The sequence below is a fragment of the Thiosulfatihalobacter marinus genome, from assembly GCF_016019955.1.
Lineage (GTDB): Bacteria > Pseudomonadota > Alphaproteobacteria > Rhodobacterales > Rhodobacteraceae > Shimia > Shimia marinus_A.
The window spans coordinates 25,670-43,888 of sequence record NZ_JAECRZ010000011.1 but is presented as its reverse complement, the minus strand read 5'-3'; the positions used below and the strand labels follow the sequence as shown (position 1 = coordinate 43,888).

The 18,219-nt window shown below is 65.4% G+C and carries 15 protein-coding genes; 5 read left to right on the top strand and 10 right to left on the bottom strand.

Going from position 1 to position 18,219, the window contains the following annotated elements; translation table 11 throughout:
- Position 1: 1 nt before the first annotated feature.
- From I3253_RS15130 to I3253_RS15120, 3 genes are all read right to left on the bottom strand, one after another.
- The gene (locus I3253_RS15130; RefSeq protein ID WP_197918718.1) at positions 2 to 1,585 is read right to left on the bottom strand and encodes an ABC transporter substrate-binding protein; all 1,584 of its coding nucleotides are present in this window, start codon (positions 1,583 to 1,585) and stop codon (positions 2 to 4) included.
- A gap of 106 nt (positions 1,586 to 1,691) precedes the next feature.
- Entirely contained in the window at positions 1,692 to 3,680 is a 1,989-nt protein-coding gene (locus I3253_RS15125; protein WP_197918717.1) for a CocE/NonD family hydrolase, read from the bottom strand.
- 79 nt (positions 3,681 to 3,759) lie between these two features.
- Positions 3,760 to 5,652, bottom strand: coding sequence for a PhoX family protein (locus I3253_RS15120; protein WP_197918716.1), 1,893 nt, complete (start codon positions 5,650 to 5,652; stop codon positions 3,760 to 3,762).
- 186 nt (positions 5,653 to 5,838) lie between these two features.
- On the opposite strand from I3253_RS15120, the gene I3253_RS15115 reads away from it, so the two are divergent.
- The 3 genes from I3253_RS15115 to I3253_RS15105 all read left to right on the top strand — a co-directional run bounded on the left by I3253_RS15115 (position 5,839) and on the right by I3253_RS15105 (position 9,791).
- Positions 5,839 to 7,158 carry an aromatic ring-hydroxylating dioxygenase subunit alpha gene (locus I3253_RS15115; protein WP_197918715.1) on the top strand — a complete coding sequence of 440 codons (1,320 nt, stop codon included), beginning with the start codon at positions 5,839 to 5,841 and terminating at the stop codon, positions 7,156 to 7,158.
- Positions 7,159 to 7,525: 367 nt separating this feature from the next.
- A complete protein-coding gene (locus I3253_RS15110) occupies positions 7,526 to 8,983 on the top strand; it encodes a glutamine synthetase family protein (RefSeq protein ID WP_332255707.1) in 1,458 nt (485 codons plus the stop codon).
- A 4-nt stretch (positions 8,984 to 8,987) separates the two neighbouring features.
- A complete protein-coding gene (locus I3253_RS15105) occupies positions 8,988 to 9,791 on the top strand; it encodes an arylamine N-acetyltransferase family protein (RefSeq protein ID WP_197918714.1) in 804 nt (267 codons plus the stop codon).
- 29 nt (positions 9,792 to 9,820) lie between these two features.
- Here I3253_RS15105 and I3253_RS15100 read toward each other — a convergent pair whose 3' ends face one another.
- The 7 genes from I3253_RS15100 to I3253_RS15070 form a co-directional block, all read right to left on the bottom strand.
- On the bottom strand, positions 9,821 to 10,447 hold the full coding sequence (locus tag I3253_RS15100) for a trimeric intracellular cation channel family protein (protein ID WP_232237091.1): 627 nt from the start codon (positions 10,445 to 10,447) through the stop codon (positions 9,821 to 9,823).
- Positions 10,440 to 11,846 (bottom strand): FAD/NAD(P)-dependent oxidoreductase, encoded by a 1,407-nt coding sequence (locus tag I3253_RS15095; protein ID WP_197918713.1) that lies wholly within the window; start codon positions 11,844 to 11,846, stop codon positions 10,440 to 10,442. Before I3253_RS15095 ends, I3253_RS15100 begins: the two co-directional genes overlap by 8 nt.
- Complete coding sequence (locus I3253_RS15090; RefSeq protein ID WP_332255706.1) at positions 11,833 to 12,147, bottom strand: 2Fe-2S iron-sulfur cluster-binding protein; 315 nt, start codon at positions 12,145 to 12,147, stop codon at positions 11,833 to 11,835. Before I3253_RS15090 ends, I3253_RS15095 begins: the two co-directional genes overlap by 14 nt.
- Positions 12,125 to 13,225, bottom strand: a complete 1,101-nt coding sequence (locus I3253_RS15085; RefSeq protein ID WP_197918712.1) for an NAD(P)/FAD-dependent oxidoreductase — start codon at positions 13,223 to 13,225, stop codon at positions 12,125 to 12,127. Before I3253_RS15085 ends, I3253_RS15090 begins: the two co-directional genes overlap by 23 nt.
- A gap of 323 nt (positions 13,226 to 13,548) precedes the next feature.
- On the bottom strand, positions 13,549 to 14,823 hold the full coding sequence (locus I3253_RS15080) for a bifunctional folylpolyglutamate synthase/dihydrofolate synthase (RefSeq protein WP_197918711.1): 1,275 nt from the start codon (positions 14,821 to 14,823) through the stop codon (positions 13,549 to 13,551).
- Positions 14,820 to 15,770 carry an acetyl-CoA carboxylase, carboxyltransferase subunit beta gene (accD, locus tag I3253_RS15075; protein WP_197918710.1) on the bottom strand — a complete coding sequence of 317 codons (951 nt, stop codon included), beginning with the start codon at positions 15,768 to 15,770 and terminating at the stop codon, positions 14,820 to 14,822. The genes I3253_RS15080 and accD overlap by 4 nt, the downstream gene beginning before the upstream one ends.
- Positions 15,771 to 15,833: 63 nt before the next feature.
- On the bottom strand, positions 15,834 to 16,715 hold the full coding sequence (locus I3253_RS15070) for a CPBP family intramembrane glutamic endopeptidase (RefSeq protein WP_197918709.1): 882 nt from the start codon (positions 16,713 to 16,715) through the stop codon (positions 15,834 to 15,836).
- Between the two features lie 171 nt (positions 16,716 to 16,886).
- On the opposite strand from I3253_RS15070, the gene I3253_RS15065 reads away from it, so the two are divergent.
- On the top strand, positions 16,887 to 17,657 hold the full coding sequence (locus I3253_RS15065) for a DUF6478 family protein (protein ID WP_197918708.1): 771 nt from the start codon (positions 16,887 to 16,889) through the stop codon (positions 17,655 to 17,657).
- A gap of 33 nt (positions 17,658 to 17,690) precedes the next feature.
- Complete coding sequence (locus I3253_RS15060; protein ID WP_197918707.1) at positions 17,691 to 18,068, top strand: hypothetical protein; 378 nt, start codon at positions 17,691 to 17,693, stop codon at positions 18,066 to 18,068.
- The last annotated feature ends 151 nt before the right edge of the window (positions 18,069 to 18,219 follow it).

Below are 18,219 nucleotides of genomic sequence, written 5' to 3'. Positions count from 1 at the left end.
ATCAGGCAGTGACCCAGGTTTTCACCGGCGCGTAGAGGTTCATCAGGCCGAACCCGGCGGTTTCATCCCAGCCACCGATCTTGTCGCTCACGCCATCGATGAAATCGTTGAACATTGGCGCGATCAGCCCGCCTTCATTGTGCAGGATCAGGGCCATGTCGGCATACATCTGCTTGCGCTTGGCGCTGTCAAGCTCGGCCCGTGCGGCAACAAGCAACTGGTCGAACTGCGGGTTCTTGAACCGGGTATCGTTCCAGTCCGCCGTTGACAGATACGCCGTCGAATACATCTGGTCCTGAACCGGGCGACCGCTCCAGTAGCTCGTAGAGAAGGGTTGCTTGTTCCAGACTTCCGACCAGTAACCGTCATTGGGCTCGCGCTTGATGTCCATCTTGATCCCCGCCGCGGCACAGGATTGCTGGAACAACGCCGCCGCATCCGGCGCTCCAGGGAAGGAGTTGTCCGAGGTCCGCAGCAGAATCGGGCCGTCATATTCCGATTTCTTCATGTGAAACGCGGCCTTTTCCGGATCATACTCGCGCTGCGGCAGCGGGGTGAAAAGCGGATAAGACGCGTTGATCGGAATGTCGTTGCCGATAGACCCATAACCAAACAGGATCTTGTCGACCATTTCCTGACGGTTGATGCCGTATTTCAGCGCCATCATCACGTGCGGGTTGTTGAACGGCGCGGTATCGACATGCGCGATGAACACGTAATGGCCCGGTCCGCTCTTGGTGTGCACGTTGATGGTTGGCGCCCGCGCGATCAGCCCGGCGGTGCGCGGCGGCACCCGGCTGATCATGTGAACCTGACCCGACTGCAACGCCGCAACGCGCGCCGTGTCATCGTTGATCACCAACAGTTCGATCGTGTCGGCATGGCCCTGGCTGTCATCCCAGTGATTGGGGTTCTTCTCGGCCACATAGCGCACACCCGGATCGGCGCTCTTGATGATATAGGGGCCGGTGCCGATCATGGCGCTGGGATCATCCTTGCCGCCATTGGGCTGAATCATCAGGTGGTAATCGGTCATCAGGAACGGCAGGTCCGCATTCGCTTCATGCAGTTCGACGATAAAGTCACGGCCTTCCGCGCGCATCGCCTTGATGCCGCGCATCACACCCAGTGCACCAGATTTCGTATCCTCGCCCGAATGACGATCCATCGTGGCGACAACGTCCTCGGCAGTCACTTCCTTGCCGTTGGAGAACGTGATGCCCTGACGAATCCGGAACGTCCACACGCTGGCGTCGGCGGATCCTTCCCAGCTCTCGGCAACGCGGCCATCAAGCCCGCCGCCCGCCGCCAGTTCCACCAGCGGTTCACCCCAAAGCCGTGTCACCGTCCCCATGGTGGTGTTGGTCGACAGCGCCGGATCAAGGCTGTCGGACGAGCTGCCGCCCTCCACGCCAACCTTGATCGTCCCGCCTTTTTTCGGTCCGGCGGCCTTCACGGCACCGGCCAGCATGGTATTGGCGGCAACCGCGCTCAGACCCAGCGCGCTGGCCCGGCCCAGGAAATTCCGGCGTGTCAAACGCCCCATCGCAGCCCGGCTGCTCAGATATTTCAGTTCGTCATTCATTGTTGATCTCCCGTTGGTCACTTGCTTTTTTCCCATGCTGCGGTCCAGCCGGATCACAAATCAAGGAAAAACTTAAACACTCATTCAAACTTTTTCGCGAAACGGCTCAGGCGCGCGGCACCTGCGCCCGCCATTTGCGGTCAAAAACGGTCGCGTCTCCCTCGCGCACCTCCATGTCGGCCTCGACGATGAAACCGGCTTTATCCGCCCGCATCGTCACCCCGGAAATCACCCGCGCGCCCCAAGCCCCGCGCCCCAGGGACCGGTCCCAGCGAAAGCTGGCCTCGGCCGAAAGCGGATCACCCTCGCGAATGACAAACCGTTCCTCGACGCGGGTCGCGTGATCCAGCCCGGTGGGCAGATCGCGCAGCTTGCCGTCATCTCCGGTGATCTCCAAACTCAGGGTATTGCTCCCGGCATCAAGAATCAACCGCTTGGATTCCCGCGCTTTTTCCAGCCGCTCCCGGGCCAGCGGCGGCGCCGCTTTCGGCGGGTCAAACACCCATTCGTCGCCCTGCGCCACCGGACGCAGCGGCAGCGACATATGCCCTCCGACGATCTCCAGCACCGCCTGCTCCGCCTCCGGCCAGACAAAAGGCCAATAGCTGGACGATACCGCCAGCCGCAACCGATGCCCGGCCGGCAGGTGATAGGCGCATTGGTCCAGCACCACGCGCGCCTCGACCACCTCTCCCACCGGCAGATCCTGCATGGCGCTGCGCCCTTGACGCTGGCGCAGGTTCAGGAACCCATGGGCGATCAGGGCGCTGGTGCCGTCCGGGCGCAGATCGCACAACCGAACCGCCACCTGGGCCCGTGCCTTGTCCGAACACAACCGCAGCGTCACCTCCGGCGCGCCAATGATATCGCGCGCACCAGGGGTTTCCGCGCTGTCAAAACAACAGCTCAGCGCATCGTCCCGCCGCTGATCGTCGGGCAATTCTCCGGGGCCAAAGCCAAACGGGAAATACTCACCCGTCCCCTGCCCGCAGGCCAGCGACGGAACCACCTTGCGCGCCACGTCGCCCGGACCGCCGGCCAGCATTGCCCCGTTCAGATGCCAGGTCTCCGGTGATCTTTCGCCATGCCAGTCGCGAATCGCCACCCAGCGCCCGGGCCGCTCTTCATAGCTCACTCTCGGGGCCACGCTGTCCATCACCCAGACGCGCATCTCGGGCCAGTCCTCGGCCCCGTTGTCCACGCCCTTCAGCCAGCGGTCCCACCAGCGCAGCATTTCACCCAGAAAATCGATCCGCGGCCCCGGCACCGCGAAATGCGGGTATTTGTGGTTCCACGGCCCCACCAGTCCCTTGACCGGCGCGTCCAGATTCTCCACCAGATGCGCCATCGTGTTGCGATACCCGTCATGCCAGCCGCCCACGCTCAGCACCGCCGCCTTGATCGCACCGTAATCCTCGCAAACCGAACCGTGCTTCCAGTAATCGTCCCGCAGCTGATGCTCCACCCATTTCGCCGCCAGAAACGGCGTGTTCTCCAGCCGCTCCAGCCACATCTCGCGCCAGCCCTCCCCCACGATCTCGGGGTCCGGCGGCAGGGCAAACCAGCCCAGCACGGTTGCCGCCCAGCCGGGATTTTCGCCCAGCATCAGGCCGCCCTTGTAATGGATGTCGTCCGCATAACGGTCCGTGGTGGAACAGATGCTGACCACCGCCTTCAACGGCTCCGGCGCCAGCGCGGCGATCTGCAATCCGTTGAACCCGCCCCAGCTGATTCCCATCATGCCCACGCTGCCGCTGCACCAGCCCTGCGCGGCCAGCCAGTGGATCACCGACACACCATCGGCCAGTTCCTGTTCGGAATACTCGTCGTCAAACAATCCCTCGCTGTCACCGCAACCGCGCATGTCAACCCGTACGCAGGCGTATCCATGCCCGGCCAAATAGGGATGGGTCAGCGCATCGCGCACCGCCGTGCCGTCGCGCTTGCGATAGGGCAGGTATTCCAGGATCGCTGGCACCGGACCGGCACCTACGGGCCGCCATATCCGCGCCGACAGATTCACACCGTCGGGCATGGGAATGGCCACATGCGGCGTTTCCTCCACCTCGAACGGGAAGTCTTCGACAATCTGCATGAGGCACCTCCCAAGGCCGATAGGCTCACCTCACCCTGCCGCGCGGTCGCCCGCGCGGCAAGTGTTCTTCAGGTCGGGCTCAGCCGACCAGCCCGTTGTCGTCGCGCTTGACCGCGATCACCGCCGACCGGGGCAGGCCGCTGCCGGTGGGCCAGCTGCCGCCGGGGTGCTGGATGCCGACAAACATCGTGCGCCGGTCCGCCGACCAGGCCAGCCCGGTCACTTCGCTGCCCTGCGGCCCGGTCAGGAACCGCACGATCTCGCCGGTCGCCGGATCGCCCGCCAGCATCTGATTGTTGCCCATGCCGGCGAAATCCCCGGCGTTGCCGTCGTCGCCATCGGTCTGGATCCACACCAACCCGGTCGAATCGAACGCCATGCCATCCGGCGCGTTGAACAGGTTGCCTTCGTTGATGTTTTCCGACCCGCCATAGACGTTGTTATAGACGCCCGGATTGCCCGCCATCACATAAAGATCCCAGTCAAACGCCTCGGCGGCGTGGTCATCGTCCTTCGGGAACCAGCGCACGATCTGGCCATAGCGGTTGGTCTCGCGCGGGTTGGGGCCGTTGACCGGGGTTTCGTCGCCCCCCGCATTGGGCTTGACCCCGCGGTTCTTGTTGTTGGTCAGACAGCAATAGGCCTCGACCGCATGGGGGTTGGCCGCGATCCATTCCGGGCGATCCATCGTTGTCGCGCCCACCGTGGACCCGGCCATCCGGGCAAAGATCAGGATCTCGGCCGGCTCCATGCCCGTGCTTTCGGGGGTCAGCGCGATCCAGCGGCCGGTGCCGTCCTCCTCGAACCGGGCCACGTACAGCGTGCCGTCATCCAACAGCCCCTCGGTCGATCCGCCCGGCCTATAGGTGCCGTTCGACACGAACTTGTAAAGGAACTCGCCACGCTCGTCGTCGCCCATGTAAACCACCACACGCCCGTCGCGGGCCAGCACGACCTCGGCGTTCTCATGCTTGAACCGGCCCAGACCGGTGTGCTTGACTGGCGTGCTCTCGGGGTCGGTCGGGTCAATCTCGACCACCCAGCCCGCGCGATGCGGCTCGTTGGGATTTTCCGAGACATCAAACCGAGGATCGTGCTTGTGATAGTCATACCCCCAACCGTCGGCACCGATCCCATAACGGGAGTAGCCAGCCTCCAGAGCGGCCCCGCCGGGCAGCGCGCCCGTCGCCCCGAAATACCCGTTGAAGTTTTCCTCGCAGGTCAGATAGGTGCCCCAGGGCGTCGTGCCCGATCCACAGTTGTTCATCGTGCCCAGCGACATCGTGCCGGTCGGATCGGCCCCGGTCTGCATCAGCGCGTGCCCGGCGGCGGGGCCAACGATCTTCATCGGCGTGTTATGCGTGATCCGGCGGTTATAGGGGCTGTCCCTGACCACCTCCCAGCCGCTGTCGCCCTCACGAATTTCCATCACCGTGACGCCTTGCAGGTTCTGCAACTTCACCACGTCGCCCGCGTTGGCTGGCGTGCCTTCCTGCGCGGCGGGCAGGTTGATCTTGCGATTGGTGTACTCGTGGTTGACGGCGATCAGCTGGCGCCCCTTGTGGGTAAAGGTCTCCATGCCATCGGTATTCTCGCCGAATACCCGGTCCGACCCCGCGACCGGGCCGCCCTCTGCCACGTCATAGCCATCGGCATCCGAAAACAGCGGATCCCCCCAGCGGGCCAGAACCTGGGTGCCATAGCCATCGGGCACATGCACCTCGAAATCAGTCTGGATCGGGATCGGCGTAAAGGCAAAGCGCGACGCGCCCATCGCCCGGGCCGAGGCGCCGCCCAGCAGGCCGGTGCCCATCACCGCCGCGCCCGACCCAAAGGCCAGCACGCCGCCCAGGAACCCGCGCCGCGAAATCGCGCGCTCGACCACGCGGTCAAAATCGTTCTCGTCGGGGCGGGGAAAATTCAGTTCATCCAGTTCGTCAAAGGTAAGCTCGGTGGCGTCGATACGGGTCATGCGAATCTCCTTGTTCTGGTGTGACGGATCATACGTCGCGGGGAACCGCTAAGGGCATTGCGTGAAACCCTTGTGACATGGCTGCGATTGCGCCGTAACCTGCGATCACCTTTGTGCATCCACTGACCCCTTGCGATAGGCGCCGACCTGCGCAACCATCCCCACAACGAAAGCGGAGGCCTTCACATGATCAGCCAGGAACAGAATGACCTTATTACCCGCATCACCCCCGGCACCCCGGCGGGCCAGGTCTTGCGCCGCTACTGGCAGCCCGCCGCGCTGTCGGACGAACTTGCCGGGAACCGTCCGGTGGTGCCGGTGCGCCTGCTGGGCGAAGATCTCGTGCTGTTTCGCGACAGCGAGGGCAAGCTGGGCCTGATCCAGCGCGCCTGCCCGCATCGCGGCGCCGACATGTGCTTTGGCCGGCTCGAAGACAACGGCCTGCGTTGCCCCTTTCACGGCTGGCACTTCAACCGCGCGGGCCAATGCGTCGAACAACCCGGCGAGCCGGACGGCAGCCGGATGCATGAACGTATCCGCGCCACCGCCTATCCGGTGGTCGAAAGGAACGGCATCGTCTTTGCCTATATGGGCCCCGGCGAACCGCCCGCCTTCCCCGATCTCGATTGCTTCCGCGCGCCCGATACCCATGTCTTTGCCTTCAAGGGACTGTGGGAATGCAACTGGCTCCAGGCGCTCGAAGTCGGCATAGACCCGGCCCATGCCTCGTTCCTGCACCGCTTTCTTCAGGATGAAGACCCCGCCGAAAGCTATGGCAAGCAATTTCGCGACACCGCCGCCGATACCGAAATCCCCATGACCCGCCTTCTGCGCGAATACCCCCGTCCCGACATCACCGTCGAAGATACCGAGTACGGCCTGCGCATCATCGCCCTGCGCCATCTGGATGACGGGCGCACCCATGTGCGCGTCACCAACCAGATCTTCCCCGAGGCGATCTCGATCCCCATGTCGCGCGAGATGATCATCACCCAGTGGCACGTCCCGATCGACGATGAAACCTGCTACTGGTATTCGATGTTCACCAGCTTCGACAAACCAGTGGACAAGGACAGGATGCGCGCCCAGCGCCTTGCCGAACACGTCCTGCCGACCTATGCGCCGAAAAAGAACAGGCGCAACAATTACGGCTATGACCCGGACGAACAGGCGCGCGAGACCTATACCGGCATGGGGCTGGATATCAACGTACACGATCAATGGGCGGTCGAAAGCATGGGCGCGATCCAGGATCGCACCCGCGAACACCTGGGCAAGACAGACGTGGCGATCATCGCCAACCGCCGCAAGCTGCGCGCCGCGATCCAGGCGCTTCAGGACGGCGACGAAACCGCCCTGCCGATGCGCAACGGGGTGGACCCGGCGACCATTCGCGGCCCGATCTCCAACGACACGCTCACCGCCGACGGCAACTGGCGCTTGTCCTTCGAAAAAGGCGACGCCGCCCGCCGCGCCGCCTGCGCCGACTGGGACGCCACGATCTAGGGTCAGGACCCGTTAATCCTGCACCACTGGCGCCAAATCCACGAAATATCGGGGGTTTGGCGCGCGCCGGACATAGTGGCTCTATTTCCAAGCGTGCCAAGCCGCTGGGATGAAGTGGATTTGGCGTCCTACGGATTTGACGGATTTGCCGCCTGACGTCCTTTCAATGCCTTGAAATAGAACCACTATTCCTGCGGCATTGTACGTAGTCAGACAGCAAATCTGTTAAACTAGTGGCGCAGGATTAATGGGTCCTGACCCTAGCGAAGCGGCCCGCCCAGGGCCAAAGAGCGCGCGCGCAAACCTTGCCGCGCACACGCCACTGGTGTTTGATCCCCGGAACAAAGCCATCACAACAGGAGCCGCCGTGACCCGCCACAAGGACATGATCGCAAACGGCGCCCTGGCGCGCCTTGGCCTGATGCCGGATGCGCGGATCCACGCCGCCGCCACGCTGGCCGATACCGTGGCCGCCTCGGATCTTGAAACCATCCGCGTGCTGTTCCCCGATCAGCATGGCGTCCTGCGCGGCAAGACCGTCACCGCCGCCGCCCTGCCCGCGATCCTGGCGGGCGGCATGGCCGCGCCGTCCACCCTGCTGCTCAAGGACACATCGCACCGCACCGTCTTTCCGGTCTGGTCCGGTGCGGCCGCCACCGATGCCGATCCGATGCGCGGCGCGGGCGATATCCTGCTGGTTCCCGATCCGGCCACCTTCCACCCCCTGCCATGGTCGCCCCATTCCGCGTGGCTTCTGTGTGACGCGCATTTCAAATCCGGTGCCCCGATCCCATTTGCCCCGCGCAGCGTGCTGCGCACCGCGCTGGACCGGCTTGGCGCGCGCGACCTGTCGCTGACCGTGGGGCTTGAACTGGAATTCCACGTCTTCGAAAAACGCGACCCGCATCCGCGCCACCGCGATACCACCATGCCGCCACATCCGCCGCGCACCCGCCCGCTGGCCACCGGCTACCAGTTCCTCACCGATGCGCTTTACGATCAGCTAGAGCCGGTGATGGACGATCTGCGCCGCACCGCGCAGGCCATGCGGATGCCGGTGCGCTCGACCGAGGTCGAAATGGGCCCGTCACAGTTCGAATTCACCTTCGATCCCGCCGACCCGATGACCCATGCCGACACGATGGTGATGTTCCGCACCATGGCGAAAGAGCTCTGCGCCCGGCGCGGGCTGCATGCCACCTTCATGTGCCGCCCCCGGCTGGAAAACGCCGCCGCCTCCGGCTGGCACCTGCACCAATCTTTGTGCAACGCCAACGGCGACAACCTGTTCACCCCCGGCTCCAACGGCGCGCTGACACCCTACGCCACCGCATGGATCGCCGGCCTTCTGGTGCACGCCAACGAAAGCTGCCTGCTGACCACGCCCACCGTGAACGGCTACAAACGCTATCAGCCGTTTCAACTCGCGCCCGACCGTATCCAATGGGGCCAGGACAATCGCGGCGCCATGCTGCGCGCGCTGCTCGCCCCCGGCGACCCGGCCAGCCGCATCGAAAACCGCGTGCCCGAAAGCGCCGCCAACCCCTATTTCGTCTTTGCCAGCCAGATCATCTCGGGCCTGTCGGGGCTGGATCGCGACATGATCGCCCCGCCGCCCTGCGAACAACCCTATGACGGCACCGCACCCGCCCTGCCCGCCAGCCTGGCCGACGCCATCATGCATTTCGAAAACAGCGCGCTGTACCGGGACGCGCTTGGCGCGGGTTTCGTGGATTGGTTCACCACGATCAAGCGCGCCGAATGGTCCCGCTATGTCTCGGCCCTCTCCGAATGGGAGCAGGCCGAATATTTTTCCCTATACTAGCGCCATGCTGCATACCAACGCCTACCTTGCCCGCCTGGGCCTCCCGGCCCCCGCCCCCCACACGCTGGACGGGCTGCACAGGCTTCAGGCCGCCCAACTTCGCGCGATCCCCTTCGAAAACCTCGATCCCCTGCTGGGCACGGTCCCCGATCTTGATCCGCACGCGCTTCAGGACAAGCTGCTTGGCGCCGGTCGGGGCGGCTATTGCTTCGAGCTGAACGCGTTGTTCGGCCTTGCGTTGCGCGAATGGGGTTTTGCCGCCGAGCCGCTCCTGGCCCGTGTGCGCAACGGCGCGCCCCATGGCGGCGCGCGCACGCACCAGGCCTGGATCGTGGCCATCGACCGGCATGAATACCTGGCCGATGTCGGGTTTGGCGGTCCCGTCAGCCCCGCACCGCTGCAACTGGACACCAACGCGCAACAGGCCACCGCCAGCGGCACCTACCGGGTGCGCCATGACGACACCACCAACGAAACCGTGGTGGAAAAACGAACCCCGCAAGGCTGGTACGCGCTTTACAGCTTTGACCGGGTCGAGGTCGCCCCGGTGGATTTCGAGGCCGCCAATTTCCTGAGCGCCCGCTGGCACGGCGCCCCGTTTCGCGACAACCTGATGCTGTCCCTGCACCGCCCCGACGGACGGATCAGCCTGTTCAACCGCGCCTATCGCGAAGACCGCAAGATAACGCTGATCGACAGGGCGGACATTTTCGAAACGGTCCTGACCACCCGCTTCGGCCTGACCCTGCTCCCCGACATGGCCCTTGCCGCCTGGGAACGGATCAGGGATCAACCAACCGAAAGATAACCGCGCCGGGCGCGCCGCGCGATCCGCCCCTACCCCCGCGCGCCGCGCTGGATCACCACCAGCCGCGCCACCAGCATCAGGCCAAAGCTCACCCCCATCGCGGCCCGCACATCCATCAGCGGCTGAATCAGCACGAACACCGCGCCGCCCGCCAGCGAGATCGTGGCATACAGATCCTCGCGCAGCACCGAAGGCGTCACGTTGCACAGGATATCTCGGATCATCCCGCCCACGGTTCCGTTGATGCAGCCAATGACCACCGCGACGAACGGATGAACCTGCGCCCCCAGCGCCACCTCGATCCCCACCAGCGTGAACAGCGCCAGCCCCGCCGCGTCAAACATCATCAACAGCCGCAACCGCCGCCCATTCCCGGACGGCAACGTCCGCCCAACCAGAAAGGCCAGCGCCCCCACCGGGATCGCCGTCAGAAGATAGGTCAGATCCGTGATCCAGAACACCGGCATCCGCCCCAGCAACAGGTCGCGCACCGTGCCCCCGCCCACGGCCGCCGCCACCGCGATCACCGTGGCCCCGAACAGATCCAGCTCGTGGCGCACCCCCTGCAACGCCGCCGATGCCGCCATCACCGCCGTCGCCAGCACCGTCAGCAGCAGCAGCATATGCGCCAGCGGATCCGTCAGGATCTCAGCCATGCGGCCCCGCCTGCACCAACGGATCATCCGGGTCGTGCAGGGCCGCCACCTCGCCCAAAGTCACCGGGCGCAACGGCGGACGGGCGCGGAAATATCCGATCTCACCGGGGTCTCGCCCCTGCATCTCGGCCAGAATACCGGTCACGCTCAACCCACAGAACCGCCCCTGACAGCGCCCCATTCCTGCCCGCGTAAAGGCCTTGGCCTGATTGGGCCCGGCACATCCCTGCTCTGCCGCGCGCCGGATTTCACCGGCGCTCACTTCCTCACAGCGGCACACCGTCACCGCGTCCGCCGGCACCAGCGCCGCCGCATAGGGCGGAAAGGCGCGATCCAGAAACGGGCGAATGCTCATCTCCACCGCCCTTGCCGACAACAGCGGCGCCGCGCGCCTGTCCCGCTCCGCCTCGCTCAGCGCCCCCATCTCGTGCGCGATGCCCAGCCCGGCAATCCGCCCGGACAGTTCCGCAACCCGCGCACCGCCAATCCCGGCCCCGTCCCCGGCGCCCCAAATCCCGGGCTGCGCGCCAAGCCCCCAACGGTCCAGCACCGGCACAAAGGCGTGCTGACGCGGCGCCCAGCGATGCGCCAGTCCCAGCGCACGCGTCGCCTGCACATTGGGCACAACCCCGTGATGCAACAGAACTGTCTCCGCCGGCAGCTCATGCAGGTCTCCGCCACAGGAAAAATGCACCGCCTCCACCCGACGCGACCCCAACAACGCCAGATCGCGCGCGCCCACATGCCGGCGAACCCCGGCATTGCGCAGCTCGTTCAGCATCGCCGCGCCGCGTTGCAGATAGCGCCAGCCCCGCAGCGCCGCCCGCCAATGGGTCAGCGCGTGGCGCATGTCGCCGCGCGTCTGGGTCTCGACCAACGCGCGCGGCGGGCACCCGGCCCGCAACAACTGGACCGCAACCAGATACAAAAGCGGCCCGGACCCGACCAGCACAGCCTCGCGCACCGCAATCCCGGACTGTTTCAGCATGATCTGTGCCGCGCCCGCCGTCATCACGCCCGGCAAAGTCCAGCCGGGCATCGGCATCGCCCGTTCCAGCGCGCCGGTCGCGATCAGCACATGGTCCGAGACCACCTCGCGCGCGCCATCCGGTGCCGTATAGGCCACGTTCGTCCCCTCCACAGACCAGACGCTGGCCTGTGCGACATGCGTGATCCGGGGATGGTTCAAGGCACCCGTCAGCGCCCGCCCGCGCGTGAAATCCCGGCCCAAAATCTTGCCGCGCCGCGCCGCCGCCTCGTCGACATTGCGGTACACCTGCCCGCCGGGCGTGGGCTGTTCGTCCAGCAGCAACACGTTCAGCCCGGCCCCCGCCGCCTCGGCCGCCGCAGCCATGCCCGCCGGGCCGGCGCCGATGATCGTCAGGTCAGCGCGCGGCATACGGCCCCTCCCGCAACTGCCGCGCCGGCCGGATGTCCAGCCCCGGTGCCACCTGCATCAGACAGGCCTGCCGCGACACGCCATCCACCTCGACAAGACAGTCAAAACACGCCCCCATCATGCAAAACGGCGCCCGCCCCACCCCGCGATGGGCAGTCTGGCGAAAGGCATCGACCCCGGCCGCCAGCAATGCCGCCGCCAGGTTCGCGCCCTCTGGCACGTCATAGGCCTGCCCGGCAAAACGCACCGTCACGCGCGGCGCGTCCTTGTCCAGCAACTCAAACCGCAAATCTGGCTTCACCAAACACCTCCAGATCGGGCGCACCGTCGCGCCCCAGAATCCAATTCGGCATCAGCCGCGCATGCGCGGCGGCCAGCGTGATGCCACTGTGGCAGGTTATCAGAAACGCCCCCGGCACCGCCTCACTTTCCTGATAGATCGGCAATCCGTCGGGCGACATCACCCGCAACGCGCCCCAACTGCGCACCAATTGCGCCTGGGCCAGCGCCGGATAGGCGGCCACGGCCTCGGCCGCCAGCTGCGCCATGCCCTTTCGGGTGCTGCGATCATCCAGCCCGGCGCGCTCGTTCGTCGCTCCGATCTGCACCGCGCCTTCGCCCACCTGCCGGGCAATCAGCGACGGCCGCCGGATCAGCGGCGGCAGCTTTTCCGTGATCAGAACCTGCCCCCGTTCGGGCGTGACCGGCGCGGCAAACCCCAGCTGCGGGCCCAGCGCCGCCGCGCCCAGTCCTGCCGCCAACACCACCCGTCCGGCATGAAACACCGTGCCATCCGCACAGCCCAGGGCAAACCCCTCCCCCGGCGGCAGCAGTTGCGATACCATCCGCCCGGTTTCCAGCCGCCCGCCAAGGCGGCGCACATCCTCGCTCAGGGCGCGCAGCAACATCAGCGGATTGGCGTGGCCATCTTCGGGATGCAGCACCGCCCCAGCCACTTTCGGCCCGATCCCGGGCTCTTCGCGCATCAGCGCCGCGCCGGTCAGTACCTCGAACGGATAATCCCCGCCCAGTTCAGCGCGCAACGCGGCGTAGCGGGTGGCGCAATCGGCCAGGCTGCCATCGCTGAAATGCAGGTCCAGCCCTCCCTCCTGGCGCAGCGCCAGATCCAGCCCCGTGTTATCCTCAAGCTCTTGCGCAAAATCGCCCCACAGCGCCGCCGAGCGCCGGCTCCAGCGCGCATAATGCGGCGCGTTCAGCCCCTTGCCCTGCACCCAGATCAGCCCGAAATTGCCCCGGCTGGCGCGCAGCGCGTCATCCGCCCCGTCCACCACCACAACACTCTGACCGGCCCGCAACAGACCCCATGCCACCGACAGGCCGACAATCCCGCCTCCGACAATGGCAAAATCCGCGTCCATGCAATCCTCCGGCGCCGCGTGCAATCTCACGCTCTCAGGCCCATTATCGCCAACCCGGCCGCCCTGCCAACCACCGGAGCACGGCCCAGGTAAATATTTTTGAGGCACAAATTATTTGGGGGGCACAATGCCCCCCGATTGCCTGCCTGCCTGTCCCGATAGTCCCGTGGCTTTCCCGTTTCGCTATGAGCATTGGCGGAAAACCGTGGCTGTTCGACTATAGGCGCAGTGATTCGACCCCGTCAATGGGGTGATTCGCAAAACGATTCGTTTTCCGCGAATCGCCCGTTCGAATCGCCTCGTCAAATGGGCTTGTACCCGTGTCAGCCGTTTTCGCGCAGCACCGCGCCGGCCAGGTAAAGCGAACCACAGATCAGCACCCGCGCCGTCGCGTCTTCTGCCGCGATCCCGTCCAGCGCCGCGGCCACCGATCCGGCCTCATGCGCCCGCAATCCCACCGACCGCGCCGCCGCCGCCGTTTCCGCGGCGGACAAGGTGGCCCTCTCGCCGGGAATGGACACCGCCCGCAGGCTTTGCGCGTGCTGCGCCAGCGGCGCCATGTAACCGGCGACATCCTTGGTGTTCAGCATCCCGCAAATCAGATGGGTCGGGCGTTCGGGCAACCGCGCCAGATGCGCGCCCAGCGCCAGGCCCGCGGCAGCATTGTGCCCGCCATCCAGCCAAAGCTCCACGCCGGGCGCGGCCTCTGTCAGCGGCCCGCTACGCAGCCGCTGCATCCGGGCGGGCCAGAAAACGTTTTCCATGGCGGCGCGACAGGCGTCTTCTGTGGCCCCAAGGTGGCGCAGCGCCGCCAGCGCCGCGCCGGCATTCTGCATCTGGTGCGCCCCCGGCAAGCCCGCCATCGGCAAATCCAGAAGCCCGCTCTCGTCCTGAAACACCAGCCGCCCGCGTTCCTCATGCACATGCCAATGCTGCCCATGGGCCATCACCGGTACGCCCAGCCGCGCCGCCTGCCGCTCGATCACGTCAAGCGCCTCGTCCGGCTGCGGCCCTACCACGCATGGCACGCCGCGCTTCAGGATCCCGGCCTTCTCAAAGGCAATCTTGCCCAGCGTATCGCCCAGATACTGCTCGTGATCTATCGACACCGGCGTGATCACCGTCAGCGCAGGGCGGTCGATCACATTGGTCGCGTCCAGCCGCCCGCCCAGCCCGACCTCCAGCAAGGTGTAATCCGCCGGGCAGCGGGCAAAGGCCAGAAGCGCCGCGCAGGTCGTGATCTCGAAATAGGTGATGTCCGCGCCCTTGTTGGCGCCATAGCACGTGTCCAGCACCGCACTCAGATGGTCTTCGGAAATCAGCTCTCCGGCCAGCCGGATCCGCTCGTGAAACCGCGCCAGATGCGGGCTGGTATAGGCGTGCACCACCTTGCCCATCGCCTCCAGCCCGGCCCGGATCATCGCCTGGGTCGATCCCTTGCCATTGGTTCCGGCCAGATGGATCACCGGCGGCAGGTTGCGTTCAGGATGGTCCAGCGCCGCCAGCAACCGCCACATCCGGTCCAGCGTCAGGTCGATGATCTTGGGATGCAGAGCCATCATCCGCTCCAGGATGATGTCAGATGACGGCTGCGTCATTTCCCGCCGGGCGCTTTCTTGTCAACCGCAACATCCGCCTTGGTCACTTGTGGCGCGGACACGGTTTCGGGCGCGGGCAGATCGCCCGCAACCGCCGGCGGCAGGCCCAGCAACATCCGGGTGATGGTGATCAACTCGGCACGCAACTCCGTGCGCGGCGTCACCCGGTCCAGCATCCCGTGATCCAGCAGGTATTCCGCCCGCTGGAACCCGTCGGGCAGCTTTTCGCGGATGGTCTGCTCGATCACGCGCGGCCCGGCAAAACAGATCAGCGCATTGGGTTCGGAAATCTGCACATCCCCCAGCATCGCATAAGACGCGGTCACACCCCCGGTGGTGGGATGCGTCAGCACAACGATATAGGGCAGCCCGGCCTCCTTCAGCATCTGTACCGCCACCGTCGTGCGCGGCATCTGCATCAGGCTCAGGATACCTTCCTGCATCCGCGCGCCCCCGGCGGCGGCAAACAGGATCAGCGGGCGCTTGCGCTTTACCGCGCGCTCGGCGGCGGCGATGATCGCATTGCCCACATACATGCCCATGGACCCGCCCATGAAATCGAAATCCTGCGCCGCGGCCACGATCGGGGTGCGCCCGATCTCTCCCTCGGCCACCAGCATGGCCTCTTTTTCTCCGGTCTTCTTCTGCGCCGCCTTCATGCGGTCGGGATATTTCTTCTGGTCGCGGAAATGCAGCGGATCGGCCAGCGGCTCGGGCACATCCACCTCGACGAACACACCACCGTCAAACAGCGCCTCGAACCGCTCGCGCGGGCCGATCGCCATATGGTGGCCGCATTGCGTGCACACGTTCAGATTCGCCGTCAATTCACGGTGGAACAGCATCGTGCCGCACTCGTCGCACTTGCTCCACAGATTGTCCGGCACTTCCCGGCGGGAAAAGATCGAGTTGATCCGCGGGCGGACATAGTTGGTGATCCAGTTCATGCGCTCTTTCGCCTTTTGCCTTCGCAACACAGCTGAAATAGGCCGACCGGACGCGAAATGCAATCAACGTCGCAAGGCAATCCGCGCCGCCAGCCAGACACAAAGCAGCACGGCCCCCTCGATCGGCATCAGCCGCATCAGCGCCGCGCTGTCTCCCGGCCCGACCGGCAGGGTATAAAGCGCAAGGCCGTCCCAATAACCATCCATCGCGGTCAGGCTGACAGCCGCGAAATTATTGGCCACGTGCAGCGCCAGCGCCGGCCCCAGAGATCCAGACCGCGCCGTCAGATCGCCCGCGACCACCCCAAAGAAAAACGCCCAGACCACTGGCCAGACAGCGGCATCGCCATAAGTGGCCGGATCATAATGCAGCAGGCCAAACACCAGGCTGGGCACCCCGATCCAGATCGCCGGGTGGCGGAACCGGGCCGCCAGCTGGCTTTGCAGATAGCCACGAAACAGCAGCTCCTCGGTCCCGCTTTGCAACAGCAACAACCCCAGGCTAAGCGGCACCAGCGTCAGCCAGCGCCCCAGGCCCATCGCCCGCTCCGGCGCCAGGTCGGCGGGCATCGGCAAAAAAAACACCACCAGGAACACCAGGGCGCTGGCGCGAAACACCCGGGCGCCCTGCCCCAGGAGGTGCCGCAACGGCCCAAGAAGGCTTCTCATGCCGCGCCCATGCGCCACGCGCAGCGCCACACCCAACGCCCCCAGCAACGAGATGAAACTGCCCAGCAAGAACACCATGCCGCGCACCGTGTCGCCCTGCTGGATCTCGCGGAAAATCTCTGCGGCCTCGGGCAGACGGCGCACCATGCCGAACCACAGGATGTTCAGCACGACAAACGTCATCACCAGAACGGCAATACCAAAAATCAGCCGCCCCAGCGCCGCGCTGGGGCGGGCCGGGGCTATCAGGGTGTCATGGGGATCATATGCGCTCATGACATCGCCCTAGCTTATCCCACGCGACAGGGAAACCACCGGTTTCTGGCGTCTTCCCTGAATAATCCGAAAATGTGCGTTTGTTTCATGGCAACCAATTGGGTAAATAATGAAAAAGCCGGGCGCGCATTGTTGCGTCATCGGAAACAATTCGGGGCAAACGGGGGCATGATGGCGCAGGGCAGAAACTTTCTCCAGCGAATCTACCAGAACGGGCTCGCCCGCTATTGGGCGCGCAATGCACGCAGGGCGGCGGATGCGGATCTGGCGACCCTGCGCACCCAGCGCCGGGGCGCGCGCGTCTTGCGCCAGCACCTCGATACGCTGATCTCGGTGGCCGAAAGCCGGCTGGCCCTGCCGGTGATCGGTTCCAACGCCTTTCCCAAACCCCACGGCACCGATTGGGCGTGGCGCCCCGCGCTGTGGCGCGAGCCGCTGGCGCTCAAGGGACGCGCGGCCGTGCAGAACAAGCAGATGCTGGGCAACGAGGTCACCCTGTTTCACGATTGCCGGATTTCGGAACTGACGCTGCGCCAGCTGCGCAACACCCGCGATCGCGATCTGGCCCCTTTTGGCCTGCGCATGGACGTGTTTCGCTTTGACGGATCGTTCCTGTCGCTGGTGGTGGACCTGCCGCCCAGTTCGGTCGAGGGGCTGCGTCGCAACCACGTGGTGCGCGTCGATACCATCGTGGAAATGGAAAAACCGCTGGAAATCTTTGCCCGGCTCAATATCCGCCACGGCCCCAATACCGAACAGATCGTGCGCGAACTGCCCTTGCACGAAGAAGATATCCGTGTCGAATTCGATCTCGCCTATTCCAACCTCAATGAAAAACGTGTCGAGCAGATGTGGCTCGATCTGATTTTCGAAGGCCCCGAGATGAACCAGGTCATCTTGCGGGACCTGACCTTTTCGCGCCGCCCGCGCGCGGAATTCTGACCCTGCCGCAAGCCAACCCCAAGGATACGGACCATGAGCCAACTGACCCTGACCAAGACCCGGCTGTTCGAAGGCGCCTGGGAGGGCGTGCTGCGCTACGAGGGCGGCAGCGGGCCGGAACCGGTGGTCGATGTCACCTATCGGCAGAAACCGGTGCCCGATGTCGCGGTCGCGCCGCATGACGACAGCGATGGCTGGGCGCTGCGCATCCCGATCCCGTCCGAAAGCCTGAATGACGGGGTGCAGACGCTTGTCATCAGCGACCGCGCCTCGGGCGAGCGGCTGGACACGATCACCTTCATCGCCGGCGAGGCGCTGGCCGATGATATCCGCGCAGAGATCGATCTTTTGCGCGCCGAGCTGGACATGCTCAAGCGCGCCTTCCGCCGCCATTGCGTGGAAACCATGTAGCGCCCGGGCGGCGCCTGTTGGGCCGGCGCCAGGCTGGGCGGCTTTCGGCGGCTCAGCCGAGCTGAGCCTGGGGGGGCGCTGCCCCCGTCGCCCAAGGGGCGACTCCCCCGGGATATTTCCGGCCAAAAGAAGGCCGGGCGCGGTTCTGGGT

Excerpts from the sequence above, each read along its gene's own strand:
- I3253_RS15130 (WP_197918718.1), bottom strand. The coding sequence starts at position 1,585 with ATGAATGACGAACTGAAATATCTGAGCAGCCGGGCTGCGATGGGGCGT.
- I3253_RS15125 (WP_197918717.1), bottom strand. The coding sequence starts at position 3,680 with ATGCAGATTGTCGAAGACTTCCCGTTCGAGGTGGAGGAAACGCCGCAT.
- I3253_RS15120 (WP_197918716.1), bottom strand. The coding sequence starts at position 5,652 with ATGACCCGTATCGACGCCACCGAGCTTACCTTTGACGAACTGGATGAA.
- I3253_RS15115 (WP_197918715.1), top strand. The coding sequence starts at position 5,839 with ATGATCAGCCAGGAACAGAATGACCTTATTACCCGCATCACCCCCGGC.
- I3253_RS15105 (WP_197918714.1), top strand. The coding sequence starts at position 8,988 with ATGCTGCATACCAACGCCTACCTTGCCCGCCTGGGCCTCCCGGCCCCC.
- I3253_RS15100 (WP_232237091.1), bottom strand. The coding sequence starts at position 10,447 with ATGGCTGAGATCCTGACGGATCCGCTGGCGCATATGCTGCTGCTGCTG.
- I3253_RS15095 (WP_197918713.1), bottom strand. The coding sequence starts at position 11,846 with ATGCCGCGCGCTGACCTGACGATCATCGGCGCCGGCCCGGCGGGCATG.
- I3253_RS15085 (WP_197918712.1), bottom strand. The coding sequence starts at position 13,225 with ATGGACGCGGATTTTGCCATTGTCGGAGGCGGGATTGTCGGCCTGTCG.
- I3253_RS15080 (WP_197918711.1), bottom strand. The coding sequence starts at position 14,823 with ATGACGCAGCCGTCATCTGACATCATCCTGGAGCGGATGATGGCTCTG.
- accD (WP_197918710.1), bottom strand. The coding sequence starts at position 15,770 with ATGAACTGGATCACCAACTATGTCCGCCCGCGGATCAACTCGATCTTT.
- I3253_RS15070 (WP_197918709.1), bottom strand. The coding sequence starts at position 16,715 with ATGAGCGCATATGATCCCCATGACACCCTGATAGCCCCGGCCCGCCCC.
- I3253_RS15065 (WP_197918708.1), top strand. The coding sequence starts at position 16,887 with ATGGCGCAGGGCAGAAACTTTCTCCAGCGAATCTACCAGAACGGGCTC.
- I3253_RS15060 (WP_197918707.1), top strand. The coding sequence starts at position 17,691 with ATGAGCCAACTGACCCTGACCAAGACCCGGCTGTTCGAAGGCGCCTGG.